The organism is Acinetobacter sp. YH01021 (assembly GCF_013420255.1).
Taxonomy (GTDB): domain Bacteria; phylum Pseudomonadota; class Gammaproteobacteria; order Pseudomonadales; family Moraxellaceae; genus Acinetobacter.
Map to the genome: position 1 here is coordinate 88,115 of NZ_VOYO01000003.1, position 17,880 is coordinate 105,994.

A 17,880-nucleotide genomic window follows, 5' to 3' on the forward strand; every position below is an offset into this window, starting at 1 on the left:
GGCTGATGAATTGCATCACCAAATTAGACCTTAATCTTTGACTGATTTTATGCTTTGATGTCGTTAGTTTTTTATTTCCCTACGAGGGCTCTGATGCAGCATCCTACATCTACGGATATTCAACACGTTCGTGAATTTCTCCTCGACTTGCAGGCACGGATTTGTGCAGCATTAGAACAGCAGGAACGTGCTGGCGGCGGTACGGCCGAATTTATCATCGATGACTGGGAGCGTCCAGAAGGTGGTGGTGGCCGTTCACGTGTTTTGCAAAATGGTACGGTGATTGAAAAAGGTGGGGTAATGTTCTCCCACATCAACATTTCCAAGCTACCTGCTTCTGCGACCGAACGCCATCCCAATATTGCCGGTGCCAAAGCGCAAGCGATGGGGGTATCACTGGTCATCCATCCAAAAAACCCGAATATACCGACTTCGCATGCCAACGTGCGTTTATTTGTGGCTGAAAAAGAAGGCCAAGATCCGATTTGGTGGTTTGGTGGCGGTTTTGACCTGACCCCGTTTTATCCGAATGATGAAGATGTACTGTCTTGGCATCAAACGGCGCATGATCTATGTGCGCCATTCGGCGAAGAGGTTTATCCTGAACATAAACAATGGTGTGATGATTATTTTTATCTGAAACATCGTGATGAACAGCGTGGCGTTGGCGGCTTGTTTTTTGACGACCTGAATCAATGGGATTTTGAAACCTGTTTCCAGTATATGCAGGCTGTAGGCAATGGATATCTAGAAGCCATTCTGCCGATTTTCCAGCGCAATCAGGATAAGCCTTATACCGAAGCACAACGCGAGTTTCAGTTATACCGTCGCGGCCGTTATGTGGAATACAATCTGGTTTATGACCGCGGCACCCTGTTTGGCTTGCAGACTGGTGGCCGGATTGAATCGATTCTGGTCAGCCTGCCCCCGCTTACCGGATGGTCATATCGCCCTGAATGGGATGAGGGCTCACCGGAAAAACGTTTAACAGATTACTACCTGAAACCACATAACTGGTTAACAGAATTAAAATCCAACGCAATGAAATGATACAAACGGCCCTCAAATAGAGGGCTGTTTTAATAGATATATCCTCTATACTGCTGCATAGAAATACCTGATTTGATCGCGGCACCCTATCGCTACATCGATCATATTCCATTTGATGTCTAGTGAGAATAACAATGCATAATCTTCAATTAAATCTACCTATGTTGGCCTTTTGGCTTTTTCTGGCTCTCGCCATCAGCGCGATGAGTACCGCAATTTTGAGTCACAACCTGATTCTGGATGGCGCCGCTATTCTGGTGAGTATCCTGACTGGGTTTGGGGTTGTTCTCAGTATGGCGCTGATGTTTGCGGAACATATTATGGATATTTGCAGTTCCTAAAACCCGGATCACTTAACAGCAATTTAAAATCGCGCAGGCTTTAGTCTCTGCGCTTTTTCACGTATATTGATGGCCATTTCCGCACATGGACATTGTGAAATGAGCAAACAATTTTCCGTGATTGGTAACCCGATTGAACAATCACGTTCTCCAGAATTGCATCACGCCTTTGCTGCTAAAACTGGTGTCGACCTGAGTTACACCAAGCGTCTGGCGCCACTGGATGGCTTCGTAGCCAACATTCAGGAATTCTTTAGCAATGGCGGTAGTGGCATGAATGTCACCGTACCCTTTAAAGAACAGGCTTTTGCCCACTGTCAGGTGCTGAGTGAACGGGCGAAAATTGCCAAAGCAGTGAATACGCTATGGATGGAAAATGGCATCCTGCATGGCGACAATACCGATGGTCAGGGACTGGTTGAAGCCATCCGTGCCTTAGACTGGCCACTGGAAAATACCAATATTCTGATTATTGGAGCAGGCGGTGCCACGCGTGGTGTGATTTATCCACTCACCCAAGCAGGTGCGAAAAAAATCGTAATCGCCAATCGTACCTTGGCACGCGCGGAACAACTGGTCGCTGATCTTCAGGATGCCGTACCTCAAGTCGAATTACAGGCGATTTCACTAGACAATTTAGCCGGTGAATTTGATTTGGTGATTAATGCCACCTCTGCCAGCCTCAGTGGTGATGCTTTGGTTTTACCAGAGGCGTTACAGTTTAAACGGGCCTATGAAATGGCCTATGGCAAACCTTCTTCCTTTCTCGATCAAGCCAAAGTACGCGGTGTACCGACATCTGAAGGTTTTGGCATGCTGGTCGGTCAGGCAATTGAATCTTTTTACATCTGGAATGGTATCAAGCCGGATTTAAAAGAGTTTCTTTAAAACCCCTATCTCTCCAATGAGTTCAGTTCGGGTTGCAACTGCAACCCTTTACTCTCCTCCTACTACTTTTTATAAGCTGAAAAACCATGAATTGGTTTTAATGACATTTTAGAATGAGTTATTTTGCGACCTGAATCCGAGCACAATTCATACAAAAATATACTGGACAAATCACCTTTTAACTCATTAAATTCCATTGATATAACAAGTTTTTAATCTTCCTGTAATGTAAACACCTAATGATGAAATTCGATGATTTCATTCATTAGCCTTAAAAATCGATTCGCTTTTCTGACATTTTTATTCACTGAATTCATCAATGTTTTTTTATCCCGAATGTGAATAATCAAAGAATCGATACAGATAATCCAAAACTAATTTCAATCAGGATTAAACGCATGCCAGCATATAAAGCCCCTTTACACGACATTCGCTTCCTTATGAATGAAGTGCTTGACTACCCTGCGCACTACCAGAATTTGTCGAATGGTGAATATGCCGATGCCGACATGGTAGATATGATCTTAGAAGGCGCTGCAGATTTCTGTGAAAATGTACTGTCGCCGTTGAATCAAAGCGGTGATGAAGAAGGCTGTCATTTTGAAAATGGCGAAGTAAAAACACCGAAAGGCTTTAAAGAAGCTTACGACCAGTTCGTACAAGGTGGCTGGCAAGGTCTGTCTTATCCTGAAGAATTTGGTGGCCAAAACCTGCCAATGTCTTTAAACCTGATCAAATCGGAAATGATGGGGACTGCAAACTGGTCATTCCAGATGTATCCGGGTTTAAGTGTGGGTTGTATCAACACTATCATGCAATATGGTACCGATGAGCAGAAAAACACGTATCTGCCTCACTTAGTTGCAGGAACTTGGGCGGGCACCATGTGTCTGACTGAGCCGCAATGTGGTACTGACTTGGGTCAAGTTAAGACCAAAGCAGAGCCGAAAGAAGATGGCAGCTATGCCATTTCAGGCACCAAAATCTTTATTTCCGCAGGTGAGCACGACCTGACTGAAAATATCGTACATATCGTACTGGCACGCCTTCCAGATGCGCCGCAAGGTACCAAAGGGATTTCTCTGTTTATCGTACCGAAATTTATTGCTGCTGCAGATGGCGGGATCGGCGAGCGTAATCCAGTGAACTGCGGTTCGATTGAACACAAAATGGGGATTCGCGCTTCAGCAACGGCTGTACTGAATTTTGACAATGCGACTGGCTACCTGATTGGCGAACCGAATAAAGGCTTGCACGCTATGTTCACCTTTATGAACACGGCGCGTATTGGTACTGCGATTCAGGGTATTTGTCATGCTGAATTGTCATTCCAGGGTGCTTTACCGTATGCCAAAGAGCGTATGTCAATGCGCGCCCTGTCTGGCAAAAAAGATCCGGAAAAAGTAGCGGATGCGATCATTCACCATGCTGATGTCCGCCGTATGCTATTGACGCAAAAAGCCATTGCTGAAGGTGGCCGTGCCATGATTTATCATGCAGCAAAAATTGCCGACAACATGAATGATGCTTTGCTGCGTGGCGATACTGCAGCATTTGAACAGCATGATGACCATCTTGGGTTCTATACTCCAATCCTGAAAGGCTTCCTGACCGAAATGGGTTATGAGGCATCAAATCACGGTATGCAAGTCTTCGGTGGACACGGCTATATCAAAGAATGGGGCATGGAACAGATCGTACGTGACTCACGTATTTCTACCTTGTATGAAGGCACAACAGGCGTTCAGGCACTGGATCTGATTGGTCGTAAAGTGCTGTTGACCTCGAAAGGCAAAGTGATTCGTGATTACACTGCTGAAATCCTGAAATTCTGCGGTCAGCATGCACGTAATAAATATATGCGCCGCTTTGCCTGGGATTTAACCAAGCTCTGTGCACAGTGGAATGCACTAACTGTGCGTATCATGCTGGCTGCACGTAAGGACCGCGACATCGTTTCTTCTGCATCAGTCGATTTCCTGATGTTCTCCGGTTATGTGATGATGGCGTACTTCTGGGCACAACAAGCCGCAGTCGCTTCAGCCAAACTGGCTTCTGGCGATGGTGCGGAAGTACCAGAGTTCTATAAAGCAAAAATCAAAACTGCTGATTTCTACTTTGAACGTATCCTGCCACGTACCCAAGGTCATGCAGAAGCGATGGTGAATCCGTCTAAAACCATGACGGCACTCGCGCCAGAACACTTTAGCTTCGATTACTAAGCTGTAAATTGACTTGAAAAGGGCGCTTCGGCGCTCTTTTTATTGATGTAGATGCCCTTCTTCAACTTAAAAAACCTTTCTGGATAGAAAATATACAAATTTAATTTTATATTTTTCAACATCCTAATAAATTAGCCAAATAAAACGCTTGTATATCTCAAAATAAGCGGTATGATAATCCCAACTAGAAAAATTCTTGTTTTGGTTAGTCTTCTTTTAAGTATCGCAGTTTTAGTCATAAACCTTCGTATTACAGATCAAAAAGCTCCATCCTTTTTATTTTTCAAAGTTACAGTTAGTCATCTGAAATTTTGGCTATAAATTCATACGATTCAATAGGTTATATTATGTCTAATACAGTTAACGGTACAGTAAAATGGTTCAACGAAACTAAAGGTTTCGGTTTCATTCAACAAGAATCAGGTCCAGATGTTTTTGCTCATTTCAGCGAAATCACTGGTTCAGGTTTCAAAACTTTAGTTGAAGGCCAAAAGGTTTCTTTCAGCGTAGCTCAAGGTCAAAAAGGCCCGACAGCTGTAAATATCGTTGCTCTATAATTTAGAAGCAAGATATTGAAAAAAGCACTCTTAGAGTGCTTTTTTTGTGCCTATCATTTCTCTCATACCGCTCGCTTTTAAAGATCATTGGGTTGTTCTAAAAACCGGTGTGCTCTATGCCAGGCTAAAAATACCGGATCAGGGGCAAAACGTTTTGGTACGTCGATTCGTTTACCGTGATAAAGTTTTAAATAGGCGTATAAACTCGCATCTTGCTTGGCTTGATTCGCAAGACACACTTTAAGCCCTTTATCTAGCGTGATAAATCCCTGATCGAAAGCTTGATCCAATAAAGAAGATAAACAAATTCCATTACGCGGATTTCTTCTATGTACCTGATTTTCAGACCAAGGTACGATATGAGAAGCCACTAAAAAGGCTTTGGTCTTAATACCAGAGATCGCACATTGATATTGATAATTAAGTTTAACTTGTAAAGCAAATTCCTGGTGTGGCGAACCGCGAACTTTTACATTGGCATATTGATCTTCAACACTATAATCGAGGATTTCTTGACGTAAATGCGTATCTAACAAAGCATCCTGTTTTTCGCCTATTCCTGCTAATTTAAGTAATCGCCAAAAATCATCTGCCGTGATCTCATTCATGCCATATTGTTGAAAAAAATATTCCCAAGTATTTCCGCGTGGTTTAAAAGTCCATTGAAAATCTTCCAAATCGGACTGCAGAATAGGATCTATAAAACGTATACCATCGATCACTTTCGCAAAGACCGGTTTGGTTCGGCGTTTTTGATGATTTTGAGGAATGGCAGTAGGTGCAATAATCTTGGCTATACGGCCTGCACCATAAAGATAGAATTGATTTTTAATTTCAGAGGCTTTTTGCGGTCGTCGATATAAAAAGAAATCCCCTTCCCTGACTCGATTATATTTAGACTGATCCCAATGATATTCTTTAAAGTCCCGATCTTCATAAACCAGATGATCACTTTTACTATCAAAAATAAAGAATCGGGTATTAGTTAAATCCAGCTGTTGAAAATCCCATAATATATCCACCTGCCCACCCTCTAGAAATTATAATATTCATTTAATTTAATCTTTGAATATTCTCAGAAAACTTCTCTCTAAGAAAGCGTCAATCAGAATTTAGGCATTTTATTTAAGACAATAAAAAAACCCAATAGAATCCTATTAGGGTTTCTTTTAGAACAATGGGGAAATTAAATAATTAAAGAAATTCTTCCAGTACCGAATTTAAAAAGATATGCCCCTGCTCGGTACATGAAAGACGATCTTGATCATCGACCATTAACTTTCTGTCACGCAAAGAACTCAGCAACTCATTCAAGCGATCCAGACTCAGGCCAGTACGTTCTGCATAGAGCTTGGCTTCCACGCCGTGATTTAAACGTAACGCATTCATCATAAATTCAAATGGCATGTCGGCATCTTCAATCCGCTTAAACTGCACATGCTCGGCAGGTACTTTGGCTAAGTAGTCCTTAGGTAAACGGGTTTTCTGGAACCGATACACGCCATCTGTCTGAGTGACTTTGCCATGTGCTCCGGCGCCAATTGCCAGATAATCACCAAACTGCCAGTAATTCAGATTATGTGCTGAAGGCAGTTCTTTACGCCAAGCCGAAACTTCATAGTTGATAAAACCCTGCGCTTTTAAGTAGAGCTCACCCTGCTCCTGAATATCTTCCAATACTTCATCGACAGGCAAAATCGGTTGAGTCCGGAAAAATACCGTATTTGGCTCAATCGTTAGCTGATACCAGGAAATATGTGTAGCACCCTGTTCCACGGCCAATTTTAAATCATGCAAAGCCTGATCCAAGGTCTGTTCAGGCAAACCATGCATCAAGTCGACATTAATGCGCTGAAAGCCGGCTTCACGTGCTAACCCAATGGCAGAAATCGCATCTTCATTGCTGTGAATCCGTCCCAAACGCTTGAGATGCTCGGTATTAAAACTCTGCACCCCAATCGACAGACGGTTAATTCCGGCCTGTAAATAACCGGCAAACGGATCATGTTCGACTGTGCCGGGATTGGCTTCCAGCGTAATCTCACAGCCTTCGGCAAAGGGAATAACGGCTTTGAGCCGATCAAATAACCATTGATAGCCTGGGGCAGAAATCAGTGACGGCGTCCCCCCACCAATAAAGACACTGTGAATCTGCCGGCCTTGGGCAAAATCGACCTGAGTTTTAAAGTCTTCCACCAGTGCTCGTAAATATTCCTGTTCCAATTCCAGTGATAATTGACCATCCGGAACCGCATGCGAATTGAAGTCACAATAAGGACATTTGCGCACACACCAAGGCATATGAATATATAAGGACAAAGGGACAGCAGCAGGATTCAATTCAGCCAAAGAACTACTCAAAAACGATTACAAGATATAGCCGAATTTTAACATGACTAGGCGGCAACACTGCTAAAATTAAATTTGATCGTGTGATATGCCTAAAAATTTAAACAGAATTAGTCAGTTAAAATTATGAAAATATCTTCTCAACTTATTATTTTACTTCCTTTGGTTTTTGCAATCGGTGTTTTATTGACACTCCAGACTGCAATTAATACACAACTGAAAGAATATTTATATTCTCCTATTCAAGCTGCATTTTTTTCCTTTTTGATTGGTACAATAGTGCTCGCCGTAATCGTACTTTTTCAGTCCAATCCCAAACCCGGTTTACAGGAATTGATGAGTGTTCCCTGGTATTTATGGCTAGGGGGAATCGTGGGTGTATACGCGATTAGTATGAGCATTTATGCAGCACCCAAACTTGGCTTTCTGGTTCTTAGCGGTCTCATTATTTTTGGTCAGATGGTGATGTCGATGCTGGTCGATCATCTGGGATTATTGGGTAATGAAAAAGTGCCGATTAATTGGCAACGTCTTTTAGGCGGCGTGGTAATTTTTATTGGTGTGCTTCTCACTTTACAACGCTAAACCTTCTATTTAAGCACATGATCACGATGAGTAATTTTTGTGTCGAATGTTTTACCAGTCACAACCTTTGGTTTTGAATTAAAAAAACTGTTTCATCTGATGTTACCCATTCTGGTGACCCAATTTTCTCAGGCTGGTCTGGGTCTGATTGATACCATTATGGCCGGTCACCTGTCTGCTACCGATCTTGCCGCGATTGCCGTCGGAGTAGGACTCTGGATTCCGGTGATGCTGCTGTTTAGTGGCATTATGATTGCCACGACGCCTTTGGTTGCTGAGGCCAATGGCGCACGCACACCTGAAAAAATTGCCACCATTACACGTCAATCGCTTTGGGTTGCCCTGATTCTTGGGGTAATTGCCGGCTTGATTTTGCAACTCTTGCCGGCCACTTTGCCACTTTTAGGTGTACCGGAAAGCTTACAACCTAAAGCCGGTTTATTTCTGCATGCGATTGGTTTTGGTATGCCAGCGGTAACCATGTATGCGGCCTTACGCGGCTATTCTGAAGCGATTGGAAATCCGCGTCCGGTGACCGTGATTAGTTTATTGGCGCTGGTCTTGCTAGTTCCGCTGAACTATATCTTTATGTATGGTATTGGCCCTGTTCCGGCCCTAGGCAGTGCAGGCTGTGGGTTTGCCACGGCGATTTTACAGTGGCTAATGGTCATCACCCTCGCGTTGTATATCTTTAAAAATAAGGCCTATCAACGTACCCAGCCTTTTACCCATTGGGAAAAAATCAACCCGGAATGGATGAAGCGCATCTTACAGCTTGGCTTTCCAATCGGATTGGCAATTTTTTTTGAGGTCAGTATTTTCAGTACTGCTGCAATTGTGCTGAGTCCTTTGGGTGAGACCATTGTCGCTGCCCATCAGATTGCTATTTCTGTCACTTCACAACTGTTCATGATTCCCATGTCACTGGCGATTGCCCTGACCATTCGGGTTGGCACCTACTATGGTGAACAGAACTGGCAAGCCATGCGTAAAGTACAATATCTCGGCCTGATTACTGCCACTATTCTGGCGATCCTGACCATGATTCTGCTTTGGGTTTTCCGCAATGAAATCGTAGCACTCTACACCTCAGATCTGATCGTGACCCAAATTGCGGTGTATCTGATTCTGTTTGCCATTGCCTATCAGCTGATGGATGCCTGGCAGATCAGTGCGGCAGGTTGTCTGCGCGGCATGCAGGATACCAAGGGGCCAATGTGGATTACCATGCTGGCTTACTGGGTCATCGCCTTCCCGGTCGGGGTGTATTTGTCCCGCTTTACCGACATGGGCGCCGCCGGTGTCTGGGTTGGCCTGATTGTAGGCCTCAGCGTAGCTTGTATACTTTTATTGGGCCGTTTATATGGCAATAATAAACGCTTAAGTCTAAACAACTAAACACTTTTATTTGATTAATTTAAGCTAGAAAATGCGCTGAGATTAAAGATCCAGCGCATTTTTTAATCCTTGTGGAATCTCAGATTCATCCACTACATCTTTAATCACCACCTGCCCCACAATTACATCCGTACCATTAAAAGTCATGGTGGGTGAACCATATAGCTCATAACCTTCATTTAAGGCACGGGTCACCCGCGCACAAAAATGTACATCATCTTTCCCGGTAAAATATCGATAGACTTTCATTGAATTTTCTTCATTACTATACTCTGTTTATTCTAAGCTTTTAGCTATAAAACAACATTCAGAATTAGTACTCGGTCTTATCTAAAACGATGACGGATTCCGGCATATTCTTATAGTTTAAACGCAAGCAATAAAGATAAATCTTTTAACAAATCAAAGATGATGCATTAAACATGGAGAAGCTGAAGGAAATCACAACACAACCTCTACAATTAAATCTAGGCAATTGAACCGTTGTCACCTATGATCAAATACATCCATTCATAGTTGGTTTCAAGGAATCTCGCATGGCAAAAACGGCTAGCACACCCGGTCGTCGCTTTATGAAACTTGCCGGAATGACCGCAAGTATTGCAGGTAAAACCCTCTCCAATTCCATTAAAAATTTAACTGCCGATGACGAGCAGAAAAACACTGCGCGCAGTAAATTATTTCAGGATATTGGTATGCAGATTGCGGATACCTTGGGGGAAATGAAAGGCGCAGTCATGAAAGTTGGTCAGATCGCCTCTCAATATAAAGATGTTTTCCCGCCCGAAGTCGCTAAAGCCATTGCCAAGTTACAGCGTCAGGCGCCACCGATGCCGTTTAAAGAAATTCAGGCACAAGTGGAAAAAGAATTGGGTAAACCTTTACAGCAACTTTTCCAGCAGTTTGATGAGCAGCCATTTGCCGCGGCCTCGATTGGTCAGGTGCATAAAGCCACCCTACCGAATGGCCAGCAAGTTGTGGTCAAAGTACAATATCCTGGTGTGGATGAAGCCTGCGAAAGCGACCTGAAACAAGTTCGTCTGGCACTGCGCATGATGGGCGTCTTAAAGATTGACCGTAAACTTCAAGATCAATTATTTAAAGAAATTCAGCACAGTCTGGACAATGAGCTGAACTATGAAATTGAAGCCCAGAATCTGGAAATCGCCCGTGCCTTCCATGAGCCTCTGGACAATAAAATTGTGATTCCGAAAGTGTTTCATGAGTATTCATCGCGACATATTTTGACCTTAAGCCAAGAGCTTGGTGAAAGTATCGAAACTGCCAGCACTTGGCCACTCGAAACCCGAAATGCTTTAGGCCGCCGCCTCTTCCGCGCCATTGGTCAGGAAATTTTTTATCTGAAACGCTTTCACTGTGACCCGCATCCAGGCAACTTTGCATTTCGTGAAGATGGCTCTGTGATTGTTTATGACTATGGTGGCGTCAAAACCTTATCGACTGAAGTGATTGGACATTTTAGGGAACTGATCCATGCTGCACGCGAGAAGAATATTCCCGTGATCGAGCAACAGCTGGATGCGCTGCATTCCTTGACTGAAACTGGAAAATTCCCGAAAGAATTATATGAACAGTGGCTGGAAGTGCTCATGCGTCCTCTGGTCACTGACTATGATTTTGCCGAAAACTCAGCGCATCATGATGGGATGGAGTTGCTGAAACCTTCGTTGAAATATTGGGATGTATTTAAGCCCTCTCCTGATACCTTGATGGTGAATCGCACAATTTCAGGACAATACTGGAACCTGATTCATCTCAAAGTACATGATGATTTAAGTGATGTATTTGAAGAACTGGTACCGAGTCGAAGCTAAGTTGAGACGATAGGCTTACACGCTGTAACCCTAGATTACTTGAAATATTAAATGTTACATTATAACATTCAATCAAGAATCATGAGGAAGTTAGATATGCGTTCAGATATCCATCCCGAGTATCGTGAAGTGTTATTCCATGATACCAATGCCGATGCCTATTTCGTGATTGGCAGCACGATGAACTCGAGCCAAACCAAAGAATATCAAGGTAAAACATACCCTTATGTAACACTAGATATTTCGAGTGCATCCCATCCTTTCTATACGGGCGAGCAACGTCAGACCAGCAATGAAGGGCGTGTGGCAAGCTTCAACAAACGTTTTGGCCGCTTTAAACGGGGCTAAAACCGAAAACCCTCGATTATCTTAAGATTTAAATCGTGGTTTATGTCAGGAAATGACCTCCAATTTCCTGACTTTTTTATGCGCTTATTTTAACTCTGTGCCAATACGATTGAAGTTAAATAAAAGCCCAGTGCCAGAACAATAATGCCGCCAATTAAGCTAGATAATGCATATAACAGCGCTAGGCCCATAGCGCCTTGTTTCAATAACACAAAGCTTTCCAAGCCAAAACTGGAAAATGTGGTAAAACCCCCGAGAATCCCTACCATTAAAAACAGACGAGCTTCTTGCTGGAGTACTGGATATTTTTGGCTACAGGCAAAAAAAATCCCAGCACATAAACAGCCTAGAATATTGATCCACCAGGTGGACCAGGGAAATTGCATTTGTGGTTTAAACAGCCAAAGTCCTGCTGCATAACGCAGACTGGCACCGATTGCCCCACCCATTGCCACCCAAAGCCAGCCCATATTTTTTCCTGTTCTATTTATTGATCAAGTTTATTTTATCCAAAGTTTCGTATTCAGCCTGGATAAATTTCACTGTTATCTTGAACCGAAAATCAATGAAATACCATGGAACTTCGCAAGAAAATTGCTATATTTATCACATCGAATTTTCATGAATGGCACAGGAAAAACAGCATGGCACAGGATTTATTGGCCCATTTGGCAGCAGGCGAAGCAAAATTTGCAGATGTGATTGCTTATATCGAATCGCGTTATACGCATACACCGACTGCATTTAAAAATGGCCAGCAGAATAATGCGGCTACAGAAAACCAGGGCAGCGCCAAAGTCTTTTCTTTTGCACAATTGAATGGTATGGATCAGGCACAGACCTTAAGTCTGTTTGCTGAACATTATGCTTCTGTACTCGCGACGCCAGAGGCGACTGATCATCAGAATATCCGCCAGTTTATACTGAATGGCTGGGATGGAATTACCTTTGAAGGTCAAGCTTTAACTGCGAAGTAAGTTCTAAGCAGATAAAAAACCGCTCAAAGGAGCGGTTTTTTATCTGCAACTCAGAAGCGTGCATGAAGTATGTTTTAGCTTTTACCGACTTTTTCGATCCATTTAATGGAACTGACGCGGAAGACCTCACAAGCACCATCACCCGTATCGGTCGGAGTTAAAGACGATTTCCAGACCAGATCTTTGTCACGCACTTCAACCAGTTCCCCTTGCATACGCACCAGATCGCCACGCTTTACCTTTTTAATTGCCTTAGCAATTTCAGGGTTAGCGGGAATGATATGCATATTGGACACCATCTGCTTGGCTTGTTCTACCGGCACTGGCACCCGATCCATTTTCCAGTTCAAATAGCGGTCATATTGATTGACCGTGATATGTCGAGCAATTTCAGGTTCGGCAAACAGCCCCCAACTGACAGCATAATCAATCGGAGAGAATTTGGCTTGCGGGTCAGAACTATAAACCTTGGAACCCAGAATACGAAAATCACCTTTAAAAGGCTGCAAGACCGAAATTGACTGGCCTTTAACGACAGGAGGCAAACCTTTGGCAATATTGTGGTCGACCGAGCTATAGCCCGAAATAGGCAGCAACAGGCTGGCCAGCAAAGCATAATGTTTAACGTATTTGAACATAATTTTTAATCTAATCCTAATCAAGTTGATCAAACGTTTTAAGGATATGTTCCTTGATCTTACGGATTTTTTAATGAATAAACAGTTGAACTTGGTAACAAACTGCACGTATTTAGTCAGCTCGATATATGCCTGTCATTTTATTTTTCAGTTAAGCTAGAACGTATTTCCATCAAATTAAAATAACTCAAATGCTGTATAAACTTTATCAAAAACATATCTTTCCGCATCTGCTGAATCAGGTGATGCAAACACCATCCTTGATGGACTTGCGTCGTGAACTGCTTTTGGATATTTCCGGTGAAGTGCTAGAAATTGGTTTTGGTACCGGCTTGAATCTGCCTTTTTATCAATCGGTTGATAAAGTCTATGCACTAGAACCAAATCCGGCGATCTTCAAACTGGCAGAAGCGCGAATTCAACAGGCAGGGTTTCAGGTTGAGCATATTCAGTCCAGCGTAGAACTTTTGCCTTTTGCCGAAAATAGTGTGGAAAATATTGTGTCTACCTGGACGCTTTGTAGTATTGCAGAGCTGGAACAGAGCCTGCAGGAAATTTATTGTGTGCTACAACCGGGTGGGACTTTACATGTCGTCGAACATGTTCTGAATCGACAAAATTTAAATATTCAGCGTCTACAACATTTACTCACTCCCATTCAAAAGAAAGTCGCAGATGGCTGTCATCTGAATCGGGATATTGAGACCGCCTTGCTGGAAACCGGTTTTGAAATAGAAACTTTAAGTTATGTAGATGCCGAGGGTATACCCAAGATTGGCCAACGTATGTTGTTAGCACGTGTTCGTAAACCAGGAAGCTAATTTACGACCATCTTATATTTAGTGTGGCTGAAGGTGGGTTACTTGCAGCAACTGACAATGAGCACGATATTCAGAGCCCGTCCCGACCCGGAATTCTTGTCCAGTCGTGCCTGAATGAACTGTCACCAGATCACCAGTGAGCGTGATTTTCTGCCCCGATTTTAGCCGGCGAATCTGATCGGCAATTTTTTCAGTGGCAGCAATCAGACTAAAATACTGTACATGCGTATTGACGAAGTCACGCTCCGCTTTATTGGTTTGTCCTTCGAGCTGATAGCAGCGTTTTGCTTCATCAAACTCCAGTTTTGCCTGTATAGCGGGCAGCGGTTGAGTCAGCAACAGCACATCAATATTACTCAGATAGGCCAGATCATTAAAATGCCCCACCACAGGGCTGGCCTGATGCAGCACCCGACGATCAGGTTTTACGAAACGGTGATCATGCACAATATAAGTCGCGGAAATGCGCTTAACGGGTTCTACTTTAAAGTTTTTAAGTACGCCTTTTTCTTGCAGATGCGGAATGGCACGAAAAAACTCATTCCAGACCCAGAGTCCAAGCATAAACAGCAGCGCATTGATCAGTAATTTTTGCATAATTTTTATTCTTCACTGGATTTTGGTCAATCCTGAAAATCAATCCGAATGGTTTCAAAACGTACCCGCCCTTCCTGAATCGCTCGGGCAATGGCTTGCTGGCCTTTGGTCAGACGTGCTCCACCACTTTTAATGTCAATCAAAACCACTTCAATATCTTCAGCTTCGCCTTCGCCATCACGAAAATCGGTATAGCCATCAAAGACTACATAATCCACCGGATCGCCCAGAAACTTGGCATCACTCGGCAGATATTGAAATTCCGGCATGATCGGCGCGAGCTGTTCCGCCATTTTACCTTTGAGGACTGCACGGCTGGTATTCACGCTGCGTTTTTGCGCGACAATGAGGGACTGCTGATGCTCCAGTTCCAGCTCGGCAATATACTGCTCATATTCGGCTTTGATCCGTCCATTACGCGTCTGACTTAAAATAATAGTGGTTAATACCACCCCGATACATGCGCCAATCAGCATGGCCATCCATATGGACATTCAATCTTCCTAATTTGCCTGATTTTTATAGCATCGCATTCGACTGAAGTTGAGGACTTCGGCCATTTGCATACTTGAAAAGAATGATATGCTAGGCCGGAACAGAATAAAATCACCTTGAGTCATGAAAACAATTTTAGTTGCGAATCAGAAAGGCGGTTGTGGCAAAACCATGACAGCCATTAGTTTGGCGTCAGCACTCGCACAAAAGGGTTATAAGGTGGCATTGGCCGATGCCGACAACCAGAAATCAACATTGCAATGGCTTAAGCATCGTCCGGCACAGGTGGCACAGATCCAAAGTCTGGACTGGCGCAACAGCAAGTCTATTGGTGATGCGCCGAAACAGATCGAATACCTGATTATTGATGCACCAGGCGCTTTAAGTGACGATCATGCCGAACAGCTGATCAGTGAAGCACATGCGATTATTATCCCGATCCAGCCTTCTTTTTTTGATATCGATTCGACCCGCCGTTTTCTCAAACATTTGCAGGACATCAAACGTATCCGTAAGGGCAAGGTTGAAATTTTACTTTTGGCCAACCGTACCAAAGCAAATGCCGCCAGCAATCAGGACATACAGCAGTTTTTTGACAAGATCAACCAGCAGCCGGTAGCTTGGATTTCGGAACGCGCCCCTTATAGCCGACTGGCTATGGAAGGCCTGTCCGTCTTTGATAAACCTCAGAAAATCTACCGGGAACTGCAGGCTCAATGGCAACCGGTACTGAATGCCATTATTGATGATCCGAGTCAGTGGTTTTGAGTCAATCAGCTGAATCATGGCATAGCTTTGGGAAAATAATCTCGCTACTTGGCTAGCTATCATTTTCGATCGCTTTTTTTTCAGTTAATATGCCTCAACACGACCTAAAAAATGAGTCATTAAATTCAGTGCAACAGTACGCGCCTACATTACAAAAAGTCTTATTATTTGGATTGTTCTTTATCCTGATTTTTTTGAGTTTTCATATACTCAAGTATTTCATCATTCCTGTAGTTTGGGCAGCCATTATTGCCTATATGACTTGGCCGCTGTATCAGTCGGTGTTACGCCTATGCGGCAATCGACCGACATTAAGTGCAACCGTAATGATCTTGGCCGTGATTCTGGTCTTTGGTCTGCCATTTATTTTCGCCATTTTCATGCTGCAGCACGAAGGTCGTAACCTGTATTTTGAATTGCAGCGACAGGTCTTTTCCGGTCACCTGAATGTCCCTGATTTTATTCGCGGGCTTCCGATTGTCGGCAAGGAAATTACCCGAACCTTAAATGAAATTAACACTGATCCGCAGAGTATTGCACTGTCGGTATCGACCTGGATTCAAGGCCATCTGAATTACGGCAAAGTGGTGTTGAATGAAGTTAGTAAAAACATCTTTAAATTATGTTTTGCGATACTTTCGCTGTTTTTCTTCTACCGTGATGGTCAGACCATTTTAAATCAGGTGCGTAAAGCCTTTGAAATGGTGGTCGGTCCACGTGTACATCATTATTTTTCGACCATCTCTGCGACTACACGTGCCGTAGTATATGGCGTCGGTTTGACCGCAATTGCACAATCCTTATTGGCTGGTCTGAGCTATTTTGTTGCAGGTGTGCCGAATCCGATGGTTTTAACCATTGTGACCTTTATTTTTGCCCTGATTCCCTTTGGCCCACCCCTCGCCTATAGTGCGGTGGCGTTATGGCTGTTTTCACAAGGACAAACCATTGAAGCCATTGGGGTCATGGTCTGGGGCGTCTGTATTGTCAGTACTGCCGATAACGTCATTCGTCCACTGGTGATTTCTGGCGCAACCCAGATTCCTTTCCTGCTGATCATGTTTGGAGTCTTGGGTGGTATTGCCAGTTTTGGTCTGGTCGGGGTGTTTATTGGCCCGGTGATTCTGGCTGTGCTGCTTGCAATCTGGCGTGAATGGTTACATGAAAGTAATCTGAATGAACCTTTAATGATGCCTAAAGCCACCATGGCACATGAGATTGATCCGGAAACACAAGACACACCGCCCAAGGCACCTTAAAGCATAGATAGAATCGACTTAAACAAAACAAAACATTTAAGTACTGATTCTATATAGAGCTTCTGATCTTGCTCTGTTTAAATGAATTCACAAAACAGAATAAAGATCAGGATGCCAAAATCATGTCTTCATTGTTTAAAATTACGACACTTTGCGCGTTAAGCGCCGCACTTTTTACCGGTTGTGCATCAACCTCCCCATCAAATGAAGTGGTCAGAGCAGTGACTGTGAATGCTGTAAATGCTCAAGGTGTGGGCCAAGAGATTGGGACCGTATTACTCAGTGACAGCCCAGCCGGTCTTGTCATTCGTACCAACCTGAAACAACTTCCTGCGGGTGAACGCGGTTTCCATATTCATGAAAATGGTTCATGCGCGCCTGCCATGAAAGACGGCAAGATGGGCGCAGCACTGGCTGCAGGTAGCCATTACAATCCAAATCAGGCACCGCATCACGGTACACCAGTGACTGGTCACTTAGGTGATTTACCAGCATTGAAAGTCAATACAGATGGAACTGCACGTGTCACCCTGCTTGCGCCACGTCTGAAACTGGCTGATGTTCAGGGTCGTGCCATTATGGTACATGCCGGTGGCGACAATTATTCCGATAACCCATTACCCTTGGGTGGCGGCGGTGAACGTATTGCCTGTGGGGTGATCTAAACACCTTCATGCCAATGACTAAATAGAAAAAAACGGGCAGCATGCTCGTTTTTTTCATGGATTTTTCTTTTATTTTGGCGTCTAAAT

At 43.6% G+C, this 17,880-nt stretch carries 21 protein-coding genes; 14 read left to right on the top strand and 7 right to left on the bottom strand.

What is annotated here, in order from left to right; genetic code table 11:
• Positions 1 to 93 precede the first annotated feature (93 nt).
• The 5 genes from hemF to FTT86_RS03700 all read left to right on the top strand — a co-directional run bounded on the left by hemF (position 94) and on the right by FTT86_RS03700 (position 5,058).
• A complete protein-coding gene (hemF, locus tag FTT86_RS03680) occupies positions 94 to 1,050 on the top strand; it encodes an oxygen-dependent coproporphyrinogen oxidase (RefSeq protein ID WP_005263791.1) in 957 nt (318 codons plus the stop codon).
• A 134-nt stretch (positions 1,051 to 1,184) separates the two neighbouring features.
• Positions 1,185 to 1,391, top strand: a complete 207-nt coding sequence (locus FTT86_RS03685; protein ID WP_180180585.1) for a hypothetical protein — start codon at positions 1,185 to 1,187, stop codon at positions 1,389 to 1,391.
• Between the two features lie 99 nt (positions 1,392 to 1,490).
• On the top strand, positions 1,491 to 2,279 hold the full coding sequence (gene aroE / locus FTT86_RS03690) for a shikimate dehydrogenase (protein ID WP_180180586.1): 789 nt from the start codon (positions 1,491 to 1,493) through the stop codon (positions 2,277 to 2,279).
• A 398-nt stretch (positions 2,280 to 2,677) separates the two neighbouring features.
• On the top strand, positions 2,678 to 4,501 hold the full coding sequence (locus tag FTT86_RS03695; protein ID WP_180180587.1) for an acyl-CoA dehydrogenase C-terminal domain-containing protein: 1,824 nt from the start codon (positions 2,678 to 2,680) through the stop codon (positions 4,499 to 4,501).
• A gap of 347 nt (positions 4,502 to 4,848) precedes the next feature.
• On the top strand, positions 4,849 to 5,058 hold the full coding sequence (locus FTT86_RS03700) for a cold-shock protein (protein ID WP_004281542.1): 210 nt from the start codon (positions 4,849 to 4,851) through the stop codon (positions 5,056 to 5,058).
• 77 nt (positions 5,059 to 5,135) lie between these two features.
• Here the strand turns inward: FTT86_RS03700 and FTT86_RS03705 are convergent, their stop codons facing one another.
• Positions 5,136 to 6,080: an HNH endonuclease gene (locus tag FTT86_RS03705; RefSeq protein ID WP_180180588.1), complete on the bottom strand. Its 945-nt coding sequence runs from the start codon at positions 6,078 to 6,080 to the stop codon at positions 5,136 to 5,138.
• A 172-nt stretch (positions 6,081 to 6,252) separates the two neighbouring features.
• Positions 6,253 to 7,407 (bottom strand): radical SAM family heme chaperone HemW, encoded by a 1,155-nt coding sequence (hemW, locus tag FTT86_RS03710; RefSeq protein ID WP_180180589.1) that lies wholly within the window; start codon positions 7,405 to 7,407, stop codon positions 6,253 to 6,255.
• A 126-nt stretch (positions 7,408 to 7,533) separates the two neighbouring features.
• Here hemW and FTT86_RS03715 point away from each other — a divergent pair, with 126 nt between their 5' ends.
• Both FTT86_RS03715 and FTT86_RS03720 read left to right on the top strand, forming a co-directional pair.
• Entirely contained in the window at positions 7,534 to 7,992 is a 459-nt protein-coding gene (locus tag FTT86_RS03715) for a DMT family transporter (protein ID WP_180180590.1), read from the top strand.
• Positions 7,993 to 8,031: 39 nt separating this feature from the next.
• Positions 8,032 to 9,390: an MATE family efflux transporter gene (locus tag FTT86_RS03720; RefSeq protein WP_180180591.1), complete on the top strand. Its 1,359-nt coding sequence runs from the start codon at positions 8,032 to 8,034 to the stop codon at positions 9,388 to 9,390.
• A gap of 42 nt (positions 9,391 to 9,432) precedes the next feature.
• On the opposite strand, the gene FTT86_RS03725 is transcribed toward FTT86_RS03720, so the two are convergent.
• Complete coding sequence (locus FTT86_RS03725; RefSeq protein WP_004281552.1) at positions 9,433 to 9,639, bottom strand: DUF1737 domain-containing protein; 207 nt, start codon at positions 9,637 to 9,639, stop codon at positions 9,433 to 9,435.
• 287 nt (positions 9,640 to 9,926) lie between these two features.
• On the opposite strand from FTT86_RS03725, the gene FTT86_RS03730 reads away from it, so the two are divergent.
• Together FTT86_RS03730 and FTT86_RS03735 are read left to right on the top strand one after the other, a co-directional pair.
• A complete protein-coding gene (locus FTT86_RS03730) occupies positions 9,927 to 11,225 on the top strand; it encodes an AarF/ABC1/UbiB kinase family protein (RefSeq protein WP_180180592.1) in 1,299 nt (432 codons plus the stop codon).
• Positions 11,226 to 11,321: 96 nt separating this feature from the next.
• On the top strand, positions 11,322 to 11,573 hold the full coding sequence (locus FTT86_RS03735; RefSeq protein WP_004732342.1) for a type B 50S ribosomal protein L31: 252 nt from the start codon (positions 11,322 to 11,324) through the stop codon (positions 11,571 to 11,573).
• Positions 11,574 to 11,662: 89 nt separating this feature from the next.
• On the opposite strand, the gene crcB is transcribed toward FTT86_RS03735, so the two are convergent.
• Entirely contained in the window at positions 11,663 to 12,043 is a 381-nt protein-coding gene (gene crcB, locus FTT86_RS03740) for a fluoride efflux transporter CrcB (RefSeq protein WP_180180593.1), read from the bottom strand.
• Between the two features lie 174 nt (positions 12,044 to 12,217).
• Between crcB and FTT86_RS03745 the strand changes: the two genes are divergently transcribed.
• Complete coding sequence (locus FTT86_RS03745; RefSeq protein WP_180180594.1) at positions 12,218 to 12,550, top strand: HopJ type III effector protein; 333 nt, start codon at positions 12,218 to 12,220, stop codon at positions 12,548 to 12,550.
• A 74-nt stretch (positions 12,551 to 12,624) separates the two neighbouring features.
• On the opposite strand, the gene FTT86_RS03750 is transcribed toward FTT86_RS03745, so the two are convergent.
• Positions 12,625 to 13,188, bottom strand: coding sequence for a hypothetical protein (locus tag FTT86_RS03750; protein ID WP_004281559.1), 564 nt, complete (start codon positions 13,186 to 13,188; stop codon positions 12,625 to 12,627).
• A gap of 191 nt (positions 13,189 to 13,379) precedes the next feature.
• On the opposite strand from FTT86_RS03750, the gene FTT86_RS03755 reads away from it, so the two are divergent.
• Complete coding sequence (locus tag FTT86_RS03755; protein ID WP_180180595.1) at positions 13,380 to 14,009, top strand: class I SAM-dependent methyltransferase; 630 nt, start codon at positions 13,380 to 13,382, stop codon at positions 14,007 to 14,009.
• Between the two features lie 18 nt (positions 14,010 to 14,027).
• On the opposite strand, the gene FTT86_RS03760 is transcribed toward FTT86_RS03755, so the two are convergent.
• Positions 14,028 to 14,606, bottom strand: coding sequence for a hypothetical protein (locus tag FTT86_RS03760; protein WP_180180596.1), 579 nt, complete (start codon positions 14,604 to 14,606; stop codon positions 14,028 to 14,030).
• 26 nt (positions 14,607 to 14,632) lie between these two features.
• Positions 14,633 to 15,100 (bottom strand): Holliday junction resolvase-like protein, encoded by a 468-nt coding sequence (locus FTT86_RS03765; protein ID WP_180180597.1) that lies wholly within the window; start codon positions 15,098 to 15,100, stop codon positions 14,633 to 14,635.
• Between the two features lie 124 nt (positions 15,101 to 15,224).
• On the opposite strand from FTT86_RS03765, the gene FTT86_RS03770 reads away from it, so the two are divergent.
• The 3 genes from FTT86_RS03770 to sodC all read left to right on the top strand — a co-directional run bounded on the left by FTT86_RS03770 (position 15,225) and on the right by sodC (position 17,793).
• A complete protein-coding gene (locus FTT86_RS03770; protein ID WP_180180598.1) occupies positions 15,225 to 15,869 on the top strand; it encodes a ParA family protein in 645 nt (214 codons plus the stop codon).
• Positions 15,870 to 15,997: 128 nt separating this feature from the next.
• Positions 15,998 to 17,128, top strand: a complete 1,131-nt coding sequence (locus FTT86_RS03775; RefSeq protein ID WP_224216247.1) for an AI-2E family transporter — start codon at positions 15,998 to 16,000, stop codon at positions 17,126 to 17,128.
• A gap of 122 nt (positions 17,129 to 17,250) precedes the next feature.
• Positions 17,251 to 17,793 (top strand): superoxide dismutase family protein, encoded by a 543-nt coding sequence (sodC, locus tag FTT86_RS03780; protein WP_005108558.1) that lies wholly within the window; start codon positions 17,251 to 17,253, stop codon positions 17,791 to 17,793.
• The last annotated feature ends 87 nt before the right edge of the window (positions 17,794 to 17,880 follow it).